The 13,879-nt window shown below is 69.8% G+C and carries 12 protein-coding genes; 6 read left to right on the top strand and 6 right to left on the bottom strand.

The annotated features are described in order from the left end of the window. Window positions 1-357: 357 nt before the first annotated feature. Window positions 358-3,444 carry an AAA family ATPase gene (locus AB5I40_RS11845; protein ID WP_370938529.1) on the bottom strand — a complete coding sequence of 1,029 codons (3,087 nt, stop codon included), beginning with the start codon at window positions 3,442-3,444 and terminating at the stop codon, window positions 358-360. A gap of 252 nt (window positions 3,445-3,696) precedes the next feature. Here AB5I40_RS11845 and AB5I40_RS11840 point away from each other — a divergent pair, with 252 nt between their 5' ends. Continuing rightward, window positions 3,697-4,974: a cytochrome P450 gene (locus tag AB5I40_RS11840; RefSeq protein WP_370938528.1), complete on the top strand. Its 1,278-nt coding sequence runs from the start codon at window positions 3,697-3,699 to the stop codon at window positions 4,972-4,974. 456 nt (window positions 4,975-5,430) lie between these two features. On the opposite strand, the gene AB5I40_RS11835 is transcribed toward AB5I40_RS11840, so the two are convergent. Both AB5I40_RS11835 and AB5I40_RS11830 read right to left on the bottom strand, forming a co-directional pair. Continuing rightward, window positions 5,431-6,057 carry an alpha-ketoglutarate-dependent dioxygenase AlkB gene (locus AB5I40_RS11835; protein WP_370938527.1) on the bottom strand — a complete coding sequence of 209 codons (627 nt, stop codon included), beginning with the start codon at window positions 6,055-6,057 and terminating at the stop codon, window positions 5,431-5,433. 41 nt (window positions 6,058-6,098) lie between these two features. Then, on the bottom strand, window positions 6,099-6,677 hold the full coding sequence (locus tag AB5I40_RS11830; protein WP_370938526.1) for a helix-turn-helix domain-containing protein: 579 nt from the start codon (window positions 6,675-6,677) through the stop codon (window positions 6,099-6,101). Window positions 6,678-6,814: 137 nt separating this feature from the next. On the opposite strand from AB5I40_RS11830, the gene AB5I40_RS11825 reads away from it, so the two are divergent. Continuing rightward, on the top strand, window positions 6,815-7,420 hold the full coding sequence (locus AB5I40_RS11825; protein ID WP_354748955.1) for a hypothetical protein: 606 nt from the start codon (window positions 6,815-6,817) through the stop codon (window positions 7,418-7,420). A 111-nt stretch (window positions 7,421-7,531) separates the two neighbouring features. Then, entirely contained in the window at window positions 7,532-8,305 is a 774-nt protein-coding gene (locus tag AB5I40_RS11820) for a methyltransferase domain-containing protein (protein WP_370938525.1), read from the top strand. On the opposite strand, the gene AB5I40_RS11815 is transcribed toward AB5I40_RS11820, so the two are convergent. Further along, window positions 8,298-9,227, bottom strand: coding sequence for an RluA family pseudouridine synthase (locus AB5I40_RS11815; protein WP_370938524.1), 930 nt, complete (start codon window positions 9,225-9,227; stop codon window positions 8,298-8,300). The genes AB5I40_RS11820 and AB5I40_RS11815 overlap by 8 nt on opposite strands. 12 nt (window positions 9,228-9,239) lie before the next feature. After that, complete coding sequence (locus AB5I40_RS11810; RefSeq protein WP_370938523.1) at window positions 9,240-9,635, bottom strand: DUF5313 domain-containing protein; 396 nt, start codon at window positions 9,633-9,635, stop codon at window positions 9,240-9,242. A 104-nt stretch (window positions 9,636-9,739) separates the two neighbouring features. Between AB5I40_RS11810 and AB5I40_RS11805 the strand changes: the two genes are divergently transcribed. Continuing rightward, window positions 9,740-10,183, top strand: coding sequence for a MarR family winged helix-turn-helix transcriptional regulator (locus tag AB5I40_RS11805; protein WP_116203003.1), 444 nt, complete (start codon window positions 9,740-9,742; stop codon window positions 10,181-10,183). Window positions 10,184-10,247: 64 nt separating this feature from the next. Next, window positions 10,248-11,132: a TIGR03854 family LLM class F420-dependent oxidoreductase gene (locus AB5I40_RS11800; protein WP_370938522.1), complete on the top strand. Its 885-nt coding sequence runs from the start codon at window positions 10,248-10,250 to the stop codon at window positions 11,130-11,132. Here AB5I40_RS11800 and AB5I40_RS11795 read toward each other — a convergent pair. Next, on the bottom strand, window positions 11,129-12,655 hold the full coding sequence (locus AB5I40_RS11795) for an MDR family MFS transporter (protein WP_370938521.1): 1,527 nt from the start codon (window positions 12,653-12,655) through the stop codon (window positions 11,129-11,131). The two genes, AB5I40_RS11800 and AB5I40_RS11795, sit on opposite strands and share 4 nt — an antisense overlap. 87 nt (window positions 12,656-12,742) lie before the next feature. Between AB5I40_RS11795 and AB5I40_RS11790 the strand changes: the two genes are divergently transcribed. Then, a complete protein-coding gene (locus AB5I40_RS11790) occupies window positions 12,743-13,879 on the top strand; it encodes a DUF1015 family protein (protein WP_370938520.1) in 1,137 nt (378 codons plus the stop codon).

Here is a 13,879-nt window from a genome sequence, read left to right as displayed (position 1 = left end):
AGCCCGCCAGCCCGCCAGCCCGCCAGCCCGCCCGCTCGGCTTGGCCCGCTCGCTCGGCTCGCTCGCCCGCTCGGCTTGGCCCGCTCGGCTCGCTCGCCCGCTCGCTCGGCTTGGCCCGCCCGCCCGCCCGCTCGGCTCGCTCGCTCGGCTTGGCCAGCCCGCTCGGCTCGCTCGCCCGGCTTGGCTCGCTCGCCCGGGTTTCGCTCGCTCGGCTCGCTCGCGGGATCGCCGCGCGAGCTGGAGCGCTGACCCCCTGCGGCGGTGCGGTCTCTTGTCTCTTTCTTTCCTTCTTCTCTCCTCTCTTCCCCTGCTGCGGTCGCTGTCGTGCCCGGTCGGCTGGGTCGCCCGGGCCGGTGGTCACAAGCGCCAGGTCATGGGCTTCTCCGGTTGGTAGCTGCAGGACGAGCCGGTCGTGATGGTGTCGCGGAGGTGGGCGGCCAGCTCTGGGTGGAGGTCGCCCAGTTTGCGGAGGGTGTCGCGGATTCGGGCGGTCACGGCTTTGCGTGCGCGTTCTGTTTCGTCGCCCAGGCGGCGGGTCCGGCCGGACAGGCCGGTGGACGTTCGGAGTTCGTCGAGGAGGGCGGCGCGTTCGGTGTCCAAGGCGGCGGCTTTGGCGTCGTCGCCGCGGAGGGCGGCGGTGTCGATCGCCTCGTCCAACTGGTCGAGGCGGCGGCGGTAGGCGGCTTTCGCGGTGTCGTCCAGGACGGGGTCGCCACTGAAGGCTTTGGCCGCTTCCGATTCGGGGCCGCCGTCGGGGGAGAGCAGTTGTGCGGCGGGGATTTCGGTTCCTGGTCTGCTCAGCAGGAAGTTCAGGTCTCGCAGGCCTTTCGCGTCTGGCATGCGTGCTTCCCGGTCGGCGAAGCGCAGGGTCCACACCGCGTCGGTTCGGTGGAATTCGTTGGCGGGAACCGACGGTGCTGGGCGAGGGCGGGTGGTGAGGTGCTGCATGCCCAGTTCAGCTGCTTCGGCGGTGACGGCATCGGCCAGGGTGGTTGCGCGGTCGGTTTCGCCTAGGTCTAGCAACGTGTTCGCGAGGTGGTGGCGGGCTTCGACAGCCCACGGACGGGCGCGCAGGCGGTCTGCGGAGCGGGCGGCGGAAGTGAAGCGGGCGGCGGCTGTTTCGGCGTCGCCTAGGGTTTTGTGCAGCAGGCCTAGCCAGAGGTCTACTGGGCCGCTCAGTTCGCAGCCGTATAGGGAGACCAGCCATTCTCCGGAGTGCGGGGAGAGTTCGCGCAGTAACCGTTCTGCCGCTGGGCGGTCTTTCAGTACTGCGGCGGCTTGGGCCTGGCAGCGCAGCCACAACGGGGTGAAGGCGCGGGCGTACGGGCCGTCGGCCGCTGCTTCGGACAGTTCGTGCCGGGTGGTCGCGGCGTCGCCTGCGAGTGCGGCGGTCAAGGTCCGCAGCAGGGCGGGGTGGGGGAGACCGGCGTCGGCCATTTTTGCGGGGAGTTCGGCGGCTTCGGCGAAGCGACCCTGTACCAGCAATGCGCTCCAGCGCAATTGGTCGGGCAGGTAGCCGTAATCGTTGCTGCCGAACATTTCCGGGGCGGCCAGCGCTTCGGCGAGAGCTGCGTCGGCTTCGGCGAAGCGACCGCGGAAGGTGCAGATGATGCTGCGGTCGATCGCTTCCGCCACCTTCGCGGCTGGCACGCCTTCGTCGGCGATCGCTTGGAACACCTGGAACTGGTCCAGGTAGCGCGGATCTCCCTGTTCCAGCATCGCGACCCATTTGAGCGAGGCGGCGAAGAATTCGTTCTCGCGGTCGTTGGTGCGTTTCGCGATGGCGGTCAGCTCATCGGTGAGCCGCTCGCGTTCGGCGCCGCTGCCCAGGCCCCAGATCGCGTCGTGTCGTGCCCACAAGGTGAATGCCAGCGCGTCGTCGTCCTCGTCGTCGCGGGCGAGGATCGCGGCGCGGGCGGTGAGTTCCAGCCGGATTCGGTCCAGCGAGAGGGGTTCGGCCGCGTTGCCGCCGCACAGTTTTTCGTGTGCTTCGCGGAGAAGTTGGGCGGTGAACTCGCGTCGTGCGCCGCTGGTGCTGAATTTCGACAGGGTGAGGGCGGCGCGGGCTAGCAGGTTCGCGTTGTCCAGTCGGCGGGCCAGCGCGGTGGCTTCCTCGCACAGGAGCCAGGCTTCGTCTTTCTCCTCTAGGCGCCATAGCGCGGTGCCAAGTTCCAACGCGACGACGGCTTGGCCGCGTTCGTCCGCGGCGCGTTCGCGGGCTCGGCGCAGGTGTGCGATGGATTCCTCGAACGCCATCCGCGCACCGGCGTCCTTGGCCGCGGCGAGCAGCAGGCGGACGACGTGTCGTGGTTCGAGGTCAGTGTTGGCGAGGTAGGCGTGCCGCGCTCGTTCGGCGACTCCGGTCAGGGCCGGGGTGTGTTCGCCGGCGCGGACGACCGCCGCGTGCTGGCGTTGTGCTTCGGCGGGGGTCAGTTCGGCGTATCTCGATTCGCGCACCAGGTCATGCGCGAAGGCGAAACGGCCTTCGCCGAGTGCGAGAACGAGCCGGGCGGCTACGGCGCGGGTGAGCAGGTGGTCGACCTGTGCGACGGGTGCGCCTGCAGCGGCTGCGAGCAGTTGGAGGGAGAACTCTCGGCCAAGCACTGCGGCATTGGTGAGCAGGTCGGTAACCGGACGAGGGAGGAGCGACAGCCGTCGCTGGAGTGCGTCGGCGACTCCGGGCGCGACCGCAGACACTGTGCTCCCGCTGCGCCACAACCGCGCGGTCTGCTCCACGAAGAACGGGTTGCCGCCGGTGCGCCGGTGCACGTCGGCCGCCAGTTCGGCATCTGGATCAGCGCCCGCGGTGCGGCTCATCAGCTCGGCGACGCCGGTTTCGTCGAGGCCGGTGAGCGTGATCGTGGTTGCCTTCGCGAGCAGCGGCAGCATCAGCTGATGCAGGGGGTGGCTGGGCGCGTCCACCTCGACATCGCGGTATGTGCCGATGAGCAGCAGCCGCTCGAACCACGTGTGCCGGGCGGCGAACTCGAGCAGCCGCAGCGACGCCGGATCGGCCCAGTGCAGATCGTCGAGGACGACGACCACTGGGCGTTCCTGGGCCACCGTGACCAGCGCCCGGGTCACGGCGTCGGGCAGCTGGAACCCGTCGTCAGCCGGCGGTTCGGGGGTTTCGCCGAGCAGCGCGGACAGCATCGGCGAGCTGGCGACGGCCCATTCGTGCGCCGCGGCTTCACGGCGCAGCGAGCGCATGACCTGGACCCACGGCCAGTAGCCCGGCGCGGCCCCGGACTCCCAGCAGGTGCCGCCGAGGACGAGCGCGCCTGCCTCGCGCGCGTCGTCGGCCAGTGCGCTGACCAGCGTGGTCTTGCCGATTCCGGCCTCGCCGGTGACCAGGGTCAGGCCGCCGTGGCTGGCCGTGGCGCGCGAGAGCTGCGCGCGCAGTGTCGAGGCGGGGTGGTCCCGCCCGATCAGCGCCGCAGTCATGTCCGGTTCCTCCCTTTCCTGGCGAGCCTCTCACGGACTCGCGATGCCGTCTCGTGCTTTCACCGGCTGCGACCGGCCGGTCACGCCGGTCGATGCCGATGCGGGCCATTCTGTCCGGGGGGTCTGACAATTTCCGGAGCCCCGTCACCTGGCCGGGTGACGGGAGTCCACTGTGGACCGGCGCTGGTCACAGGGTGACGGGCGTCTCCGCCGAGGACCGGCGCGAGGGGTGGTTGCGGTACTGTCGCCGGCATGGGGAGTCTCCGTTCGCGCGTCATCGCTTGGGCCGGCCGCCGGTACATCGCCCGCCAGCAGAAACGCGGTTTCGACCTCGAGAAAATGGCGCTGCTGCCGGATTCGGCGCTGGAGCCGTTGCGCCGCCAAGGCCTCGACCCGGTGCCGGACCTCGGCAGGCTGCGCGGCGAGGCGCCGATCAGCAAGCTGGACCTGCCGTTCGGGATGAACGCCTGGCTCGTGACCGGGTACGAGGAGGCCAAGGCCGTCCTCGGGAAGGGCACGGAGTTCAGCAACGACTTCACCAACCTCGTCGGCAACGCGGGCGTCACCGAGGACCAGAACCCGGGCGGCCTCGGATTCGCCGACCCGCCGGTGCACACGCGGCTGCGGAAGCTGCTGACGCCGGAGTTCACGATGCGCCGGCTGTCCCGGCTCACGCCGCGGATCGACGAGATCGTGGCGGGCCAGTTGGACGCGATGGCGGCCGCCGACGGCCCGGTGGACCTGTGGGAGCAGTTCGCGCTGCCGATCCCGTCGCTCACGATCTGCGAACTGCTCGGCGTGTCTTATGAGGACCGGGCGGACTTCCAGCGGCTGAGCACCGCGCGGTTCGACCTGTTCAGCGGCGCGGGCGCGTCGCTGGGCGCGATCTCGGAGTCGCTGGGGTACCTGCTCGAGATCGTGCGCAAGCAGCGCGAACAGCCCGGCGACGGCCTGCTCGGCATGCTGATCAAGGAGCACGGCGACGAGATCGACGACCGCGAGCTCGCCGGTCTCGCCGACGGCATCCTCACCGGCGGCCTCGAGACCACCGCGAGCATGCTGGCGCTGGGCGCGCTGGTGGTGCTGCGCGACCCGGCCGCGTTCGACGCGGTCCGCGGCGACGACGATTCGGTGCACCGGTTCGTCGAGGAGCTGCTGCGGTACCTGACGGTGGTGCAGATGGCGTTCCCGCGGTTCGCGAAGCAGGACCTGGACGTCGCCGGGGTGCACATCAGCGAGGGCGACATCGTGCTGGTGTCGCTGTCGGTCGCCGACCGCGATCCGGTGCTCGGCAAGGGCGACATGGACCGCTTCGACCCGACCCGCGAGCCGTCCTCGCACCTGGCGTTCGGGTACGGGATCCACCGGTGCATCGGCGCGGAACTGGGCCGGATGGAGCTGCGCGCGGCCTACCCGGCGCTGGTCCGGCGGTTCCCGAACCTGCGGCTGGCGGTGCAGCCGGAGGAGCTGGCGTTCCGGAAGGTGTCGATCGTGTACGGGCTCGACTCGCTGCCGGTGCTGGTGGACTGACTTCGGGTCGCTGGACGGCCGGGGTTGCCTCGGGTGGGCGCCTCGGGGCGGGCCGGTGGTCGGTCGGTGCGCGGAGGCTCGTACGGCTGCGGCTGGGTTGGCGCCGTGCTCGGCTGCTGTCGGATGCGGCGGATGTGGCCGGTGGATGGCTTCGGCGGTGGCCGCACCGGCGGTGTGTGCGGGATGGTCGGATCGGCGGGTGCGTGGAGTGGCTTTGTCGGACCGGCTGCGTGTGCGGGATGGTCGCGTCGGCGGGTGCGTGGAGTGGCTTCGTCGGACCGGCGGCGTGCGAGTGGTGCACGGTCGCGCGGTGGAATCCGCAGTGCGCTCGGGAACGCACGAGGCGGCCTAACGGACCCGACAGCGCACTCATGATGTGCGAGGTTGCGCGGTCGAACCGAGTCCACGCAGGTGATCGGAACCCGTCACGGCGCCGCCCTCGCCGGGCTTCTCACCTCATCGCACCCCTCTCGGCCGGAACTGCACGCTGATCCGCGGCCCCACTGCCCGGGCCGTCTTCGGGATCGCGTGTTCCCACGTCCGCTGGCAGGACCCGCCCATCACGATCAAATCTCCGTGTCCCAGCGGGTACCGCACCGAGTCCCCGCCGCCTCTCGGGCGCAGCGCCAGGTGCCGGGCCGCGCCCACGGACAGGATCGCCACCATGGTGTCCTCGGTCCGGCCGCGGCCGAGGTCGTCGCCGTGCCAGGCGACGCTGTCCTGGCCGTCCCGGTAGTAGCAGAGCCCGGCCGTGCGGAACGGTTCGCCCAGTTCAGCCGCGTAATGCGCGGACAGTGCCTCCCGCGCCTCGGTCAGGACCGGATGCGGCAGCGGCGCGTGCTCCCGGTAGAAGCACAGCAGCCGCGGGACGGCGACGACCCGGTCGTACATCTGCCGACGCTCCGCGTACCACGGGACCTCGGCCGCGAGATGCTCGTACAGCTCGTCCGAGCCGTCGAGCCATCCCGGCAGCACGTCGATCCACGCGCCTTGCCCGAGTTCGGTGCGCTGCACGCCGGACAGTGGGCCCAGCGTGGCCGGCCCGCTCGCACCGAACAGCGAGCCCTGAAATGCCTGACTCATGCCTCCAAGTTACACGACCATCGAACACCTGTTCGGATGAACTACTCGGCGGGCTTGGGATGCGCGGTGACGACGAGCCGGTGCAGGCGCGCGTTGGGGGCGGATTCGTTGTGGTAGCGGGACACGAGGTCGGTCACGAGGGTGGTCAGCTCGTCGGTGAACGCCGAACGGTCGCGGGCGGAGGCGAAGGCGATTTCCGTGTCCAGGGTCAGCGTCGAGAGCGGTTTGCCCGCGCGGGCCGCGCGCCGGGCCAGACCGGCGACCTCGCGCAGGGTGCGGCCAGCGACGGCCAGCAGGTAGCTCACCGACAGGCGGTCTGGCTTCACGCTGGCGGAACCGGCCGCGCCGAGTGCGGCGGGGGAGACCAGGTAGGCGCCGGCGGTGGCGGCGAAAAGCCGTTCGGTGAGGCCGCCCCACTGCCGGGTTCCGGCGGGTTCGACGAGGCCGTGCGATGCGAGCGCGCGCAGGTGGTAATTGACCTTTTGCCTGGTCAGGCCCACTTTGGCGGCCAGCGCCGCGGCGGACGCCGGTTCGGTCAGCGCGGCCAGCAGGCGGGCGCGCACCGGGTCCAGCGCGGCCGCCGCGACGGCGGGGTCCTCGATCACTTCGACGTCCTGCATCCCCTGAGCCAAGCAGTGACAAACAAAGTCGTCAAGGGAAACGCTCTTGTCCGCGACCGGCCGGAGACCTACAGTGATCCCCCAGTGGTCTGGACCTGTACCGCTACCGCCGCCCTGAGTTCGACGGAGGTTGGCACGTGCGCACGAGAACCCGGATCGGCGGAGCACTGGCGGCGGCGGTGTGCGGGATGGCGATTCTCGCCCCGGTCGCGGACGCCCAGGTCGGCGGCGGCACCTGGAAACCCTGGTCGCCGGGGTACAAGGAGCAGCAGAAGGGCTGCGGCCAGGTCAGCGGGCTCACCTTCAAGCTGACCTGCTCCGACGGCAGCGGCGAGCAGCGGGCCGAGCGCCGCTACGACACCTACACCGGCGGCACGCACCAGTTCGAGGGCTCCTTCAAGATCACCAGCATGGGCGGTTCGCGGATCAGCCTGAAACAGACGTTCCGCGACGGTTCCAACGCCGGGCCGTATTTCCTGCTGGCGGTGGAGAAGGGCGGAAGGCTCTACACCGTGGAGAACGGCCAGACGGTGGCGACCGGCGCGACTGTCGGGACTTCGGTGCGAGTCAACACGATCAACGAGGTCGGCAGCTCCCACAAGGTATACATCAACGGCTCGCTGAAGCAGACGGACGACAGTCCATCGGGTAGTTATTACGACAAGTTCGGGTCGTACCGGACGGCCAGCGGCGCCGGGCCGATCACCGTGCAGTGGAGCGGAATCAAGTTCTGGACCAGGTGATTCGCTTGCTCGCCGGACGGGTGCCTTCTCCCCGCCTGGCATCCGTCCGGCGGGTGACCCCTGGCGAATTTCCGTTGCCGCGGCAGGGGAAATTCGGCCACTGTGGCGGTCATGACTCTGGTTGAGCATTACGACACCGAAACCACTGAGAACACCCGGCTTCTCCGCTCGCCGCATGGCAGGCTGGAATTCCGGCGCACGCAGGAGTTGGTGCGCAGGGCGATATCGGGGCCTGGCAAGAGAGTGCTCGACGTCGGCGGGGCGACCGGCGTGCACGCCCGATGGCTTGCCGCGGACGGACATTCGGTGCACGTAGTCGATCCGGTGGCCGGTCATGTCGCGGAGGCGGCGCGCATCGAAGGCGTTACAGCGGAAGTCGGCGATGCGCGAGCTTTGACTTGGCCCGACAACAGCGCGGATGTCGTGCTGTTAATGGGCCCGCTCTATCATCTGACCGAATTCGATGACCGTGCGCAGGCGATTGCGGAAGCCCGGCGCGTGCTTCGGCCTGGCGGATTGCTATTCGCCGCCGCGATCAGCCGTTACCTCTCGGTCATGGAAACCGGGACAAACGGCCAGCTCACCGAGCAGCTAACACCGTCGGTGGAAGCTGTTCTCGACACCGGACGCTACGACGGTCACGTCGGTTTCGTTCCCGCGCATTTCCACACCGCGGACGAGCTCCACCGCGAGCTGGAAACCGCTGGCCTGTCGGAGATTTCGGTGTACGGCGTGGAAGGCCCGGCCTGGCCAGCGCTGGACGTGGCCGGTATCGACGAGTTCGACGCACGCGCGGAAGCGGCCCTTCGATGCGCCCGTCTGGTCGAGCAAGATCCGCTCCTGATCAACGCCAGCGCGCATTTCCTGGCGGTGGCTGTCAACTAGCCCATTCATCCAGCGAATCCCAAGCCGTGAGCGTCCGGCGGCTGGTGAACCGACGGTGCTCGCCACTCAGCGGATCGTCGAACTCCAGCACTTTCGCCAGCAGCTGCAACGGTTTCGTAAAGTCGTCCAACGGTTTCTCGTGCAGGTCCGGATAAAAATCGTCGCCAAGAATGGGGGTCCCCAAAGAACACATATGGACCCGCAACTGGTGCGTGCGTCCAGTCGCAGGGGTGAGGCGATAACGACCCAACCCGTCCCGATGCTCCAGAAGCTCCACAGTGGACTCCGCGTTCGGCGGTCCGGGAATCTCCTGCGCGGCCAGCACGCCGCGCTCCTTGATAATCCTGCTGCGCACAGTCCGGGGCAGCTCCAAGGAAGGATCGTACGGCGCGATCGCCTCGTATTCCTTGTGCACCAACCGATCGCGGAACATGGTCTGGTACGCGCCCCGCGCGGACGGCGTGATCACGAACATCACCAACCCGGCCGTCACGCGATCGAGCCGGTGTGCGGGGGACAGCGTGGGCAGATCCAGCGACCGGCGCAGCCGGACCAAAGCGGTTTCCAAGACGTGCCGTCCACGCGGGATCGTCGCCAGGAAGTGCGGCTTGTCGACCACGAGCAGGTGCTCGTCGCGGTGCAGGACGGTGACGTCGAACGGCACCGGGACCTCGTCCGGCAGATCGCGGTGGAACCAGATGAACGAACCGGGGACGTACGCCGCGTCGATCCCCAATGGACCGTCCTCGCCGTGGATTCGCTGCTCGTGCAGCATTTCCTCGATCCGCGCGGGAGCGACCCGGGGGAGGCGTTCGACCAGGTGCTCCAGCAGCGTCGTCCACGGGCCCTCGTCGGGCAGCCGCAGCCGGGCCGGGTCCAGGCCGTGCCGGGGCGGGATCGGGGCCGGGCGCTTGCGTCTCATCGGCTCCCGAGTCTAGTCGGCGGGGTTCTGCCGGTAGGCCGCGATGTAGCGGGCGGTCGCCGCGGCGTTGGCCTCGGCGGCCTTCTCGCGCCGGATCCGCTTGCCGGTCCCGGGCGGGAAACCGTTGCGGGCCAACCGGTGGTCGATGCTTTCCTCCATGTAGGCGCACGAGTAGAAGTACGACACCAGCGCGGCCATCAGCACGATCGCCAGCCGCAGTCCGAGCGGGGCCGGCAGCAGCAGCCAGACCAGGCACAGCGGCGCGATGCCCACCGACGCGCGCAGGACGTGCCGCGCCTTCCAGTGCTTGGACGTCGCGTCGTGCAGCAGCCAGTCCTGGTAGCGCTCGGGCAGTCGTCCGCTGACGGCGTACCAGAACCAGCGGAGAACTCCGGGCCGTTCGGTCATCGTGCCTCCTCGGGGTCTGTGGCCAGAGTACACTAACGATTAGTGCACTAACTATTAGTGTGGTGCAGCCCGCGCTAGGGTGGGCTCGAGCACGAGGAGGACGAGTGGCCGAGATCGACCTTGGCGAGGACCCGCTGAAGCTCGACCGGCAGGTGTGTTTCGCGCTGTCGGTCGCCTCGCGCAGCGTGATCGCGATTTACCGGCCGCTGCTGGAGCCGCACGGGCTGACCCATCCGCAGTACCTGGTGATGCTGGCGCTGTGGGAGCAGTCGCCGCGCTCGGTCAAGGACCTCAGCACGGCGTTGCGGCACGAGCCCGCGACGCTGTCGCCGCTGCTCAAACGGCTGGAGGCGGTCGGGTACGTGACACGCGGCCGCAGCCGGGCCGACGAGCGCCAGTTGACCGTCGAGCTCACCGAGAAGGGCCGGAATCTGCGCGCCGAGGCGGAGAAAATCCCGTATCGCGTCGTGGAGCGGCTCGGCATGGAGGTTTCCGAGCTGGAAGCGCTGCACGCCGCGCTGGGCCGGGTGATCGAAGCGACCGCCTAGCGGGAAGAACTTGCGCCCGGATCCGGTTCTGCTCAAGGGAACGTGCCGACTGAGCGGAGCGAGCGTGGACAAGATCCGGGTGGGGGTGGCTCCGGGAATCGGGACCGGGCCCGCGGAATTCTCCGGTTTGGCGGAGCTGACGGAGGCGGCCGGCGTCGACTCGCTGTGGCTGTCGGAAGTGATCTATTCGCCGGACGTCGACCCGTTGATCGGCATGACGCACGCGCTGGCCCGCACCGAGCGGCTCAAACTGGGCACCGGCGTCGCGATTCTGCCTGGACGGAACCCGGTGCTGGTCGCGAAACAGCTGGTCACGCTCGCCGGGCTGGCCCCGAAACGCGTGCTTCCGGTGTTCGGGCTGATGCCCGCGCAGCTAGGAGAACGCGCGCTGTTCCCGGTGCCGGAGGGGCGGCGCGCGGCGGTGTTCGACGAGTCGCTCGCGTTGCTGCGCCTGTTGCTGGAACAGGACAACGTGTCCTTCGACGGCGAGTTTTTCCAGGTCGACGGCGTGACGATCGGACCGCGTCCGGCGAAGCGGCTCGACGTCTGGGTCGGCGGGGCAGCTCCGGCGGCCTTGCGGCGCGCGGGCCGGTTGTCCGACGGATGGCTCGGCAGTTTCCACACGCCGGAGCAGTCCCGCGCGGCCCGGCTGGCGATTCAGGAAGCCGCCGCCGAAGCCGACCGGGAAATCGAATCGGACCACTTCGGGTTGAGCATGGTCCTGGCGCTGCACGGGATTCCGGAAGGGCTGCGGGCAGTGGCCGAACGGCGCAATCCGGGCCGTCCGGCCACGGAACTCGTGCCCACCAGCTGGGCCGAGGCGCGCCGGATGATCGAGCAGCACGTCGAGGCCGGACTCACGAAATTCGTGGTCCGGCCCGGATACTCCGGCGATTACCGGCAGTTCCTCGACGATTTCGTGCGCGAACTCGTGCCGTTGCAGAACTAGAACGTCAGCTGTTCGGTCTTGCGGGGCATGAGCAGCAGCGCGACGACGCTGAGCACTGACACGGCGACGATCGCGAGGAACACGTTGTGCGTGGCCCCGGCGAGCGATTCGCGGACGTACGCCGTGGCCGGCGAGTTGTCGTGCGCGCCGCTGAGGATGCGGCTGGTGGCGTCGACGCTTGCCGGAAGGTGCCCGGCGACCTCCGCGGGCGGATTCGCGAACCGGCCGGCGAGCGTGGCGTTGGCGATCGCGCCGAAGATCGCCGTGCCGACCGCGCTGCCCAGCGAACGGCTGAACATGTTGGTCGCGGTCACCACGCCGCGGCGCTCCCAGCCGACGGTCGATTGCACGGCCACCACGGTCGGGCTCGACGAAAGCCCGAGCCCGATCCCGACCACGAACACGGCCGCCGCGGCCATCCAGACCACCGAGTCGAGGCCGAGGAACGTCGCCATGACCGCCCCGACGAGCAGGAATCCGCTGCCGATCAGCGCGGTGTCGCGGAATCCGATCCGCAGGTAGACCTTCCCGGACAGCGACGCCGCGATGGGCCAGCCGATCGTGAGCGCGGCCAGCGCGAAGCCCGCGGTGAGCGCGTCCGTGCCGAGCACGCCTTCGGAGTACGTCGGCAGGAACGAGCTGAAGCCCAGCAGCACCGCACCGGTCACGAGCGCGACGAGGTTTCCGCCGATCAGCGTGCGCCGGGTGAACACCCACAGCGGCAGCACGGGTTCCTCCGCACGCCGTTCGACCAGCACGAACGTGACCAGCATCAGCACGGCGACGGCGAAGATCGCCAGGCTCGGCGCGGACGTCCAGCTCCACGCGACCCCGCCTTCCAGCAGGGCCAGGATCAGCAGCGCGCAGCCGAGCGTCAGCAGAGTCGCGCCGGCGTAGTCGACCTTGTGCCGCGTGCGTTTCACCTGCTCGGTGAACTTGCGGTAGAGCATCCACGCGGCGAGCGCGCCGAGCGGCAGGTTGACGAAGAAGATCCACCGCCAGCTGAGGTATTCCGCGAACACGCCGCCGAGCGTCGGCCCGATCACCGAGGCGACCGCCCACACGCCGGCGAGGTAACCCTGCACCCGGGCGCGTTCCTCGACCGTGTACAGGTCGCCGACCATCGTCATGCTGATCGGCTGGACCGCGCCCGCGCCGATGCCCTGCACCGCGCGCGCCGCGATGAGCACCGGCATGCTCCACGCGACCCCGCACAGCACCGAGCCGAGCAGGAACGCGGCGATGCCGAAGAACATCACCGGGCGGCGGCCGAGGACGTCGGCGAACTTGCCGTACAGCGGCACGGTGACCGCCTGGGTGAGCAGGTAGATCGAGAACAGCCACGGGAACTGGGAAAACCCGCCGAGGTCGCGGACCACCGAGGGGACCGCGGTGGCGATGATGGTGCTGTCGAGGGCTACGAGGCCGGTGCTCAGCATGACGGCGGCGAGGACGGGTCCCCGCTCGGAACGGAGGCCTACGGCGGCGCGTTTCGCTGCGGGCGGACTGCTCGTGGTTCCCATGCCGGGAATAAACTCCTTCGCACCGGCAAGCATTCCCCAGCCGTTTGATCGGTGCCCGAGGGTCGGCCTGGCCGTCATCATGGAGGGATGGACAGGTGGGTGCGGCCGATCGGCCGGGGCTGGGTCGTCGAGGGCACGGTGCCGGGACCGGATGTCGACGAGTTCGCGGAACCTGAGGCGGTGACGAGGGCGCTCGCGACGGCTCGCGGGGACACGCTGCTGGCCGCGCAGCATCCGGCGCGGACTCCCGCGGCGCTTGCGGCCGGGCTGGACGTCGAGGCCGCGCTGCCGGAGGCGCGGGCGACGCTCGAACGGCTGCTGACCGGGCATTACCGGCCGGAAACCGGGTTCGTCGCGGCCTACCGGATCGGCGAAACCATCGCGGGCGTGCTGTGCGTGGTCGACGTCCGGGAGCTGACCGCGGGCGGGGCGCACGTGAAGCACACCGAGGAGGTTTATCCGGAGGTGGTCGCCGAGCGCGCGGCCGTGCTGGACGGTCTCGGCTGCGCGACGAGCGCCGCCCTCCTCGTGCCGGTCGGCGACGGCGCGGATCTGACCGCGGTGGTCAAGGAAGCGTCGAGCTCAGCGGATCCGGATGTGTCCACTGTGGACCGGGCGGGCCTTTCGCACGAGCTGTGGGTGGTGGGCCCCGGCGAGATGCAGGAACGGCTGCTGGAGGCCGCGTCGGCGAGCGATCTGCTGGTGGCGGACGGAAATCACCGGGTCGCGGCCGCCGCCGGGAGCGGTCAGCTGCTGGCGCTGATCACGGCGGGCTCGCAGCTGGAGATCCGGGCGATCAACCGCGTGCTCCTCGGGACTGGGCACACCGCCGAGACCCTGGTCGCGGCTTGGCAGGCGGCTGGGCTGGACGTGACCTGGTCGGACGACACGACCCCGCCTTCCTGCCCCGGTACCGCGGTCGTGCTGGCCGGCTCGCGCGTGCTGCGGGTGCGGCTGCCCGGGTCTGATCCGCTGGTGATCGATCATGAGGTAGTGGAACAGCTGCTGCTGGGTTCAGCGCTCGGCCTCGACCCGGACGGCCCGCACGTCCGCCCGCTGCTGCCGGGCAGCCCGGTCCCGCCGGACGCGGACGCCGTGGTGCAACTGGCCCCGGTGCCGTTCGAGACGGTGCAGGCAGTGCACGCGGCGGGGCGTCGGATGCCGCGGAAGGCTACGTACTTCACGCCTAAGCCGCGGGGCGGGCTGGTGCTGGCGCGCTGGTAA

The organism is Amycolatopsis sp. cg13 (assembly GCF_041346965.1).
Lineage (GTDB): Bacteria > Actinomycetota > Actinomycetes > Mycobacteriales > Pseudonocardiaceae > Amycolatopsis.
The sequence above is the reverse complement of the archived record's forward strand: the minus strand, read 5'-3'. Positions and strand labels throughout refer to the sequence as shown.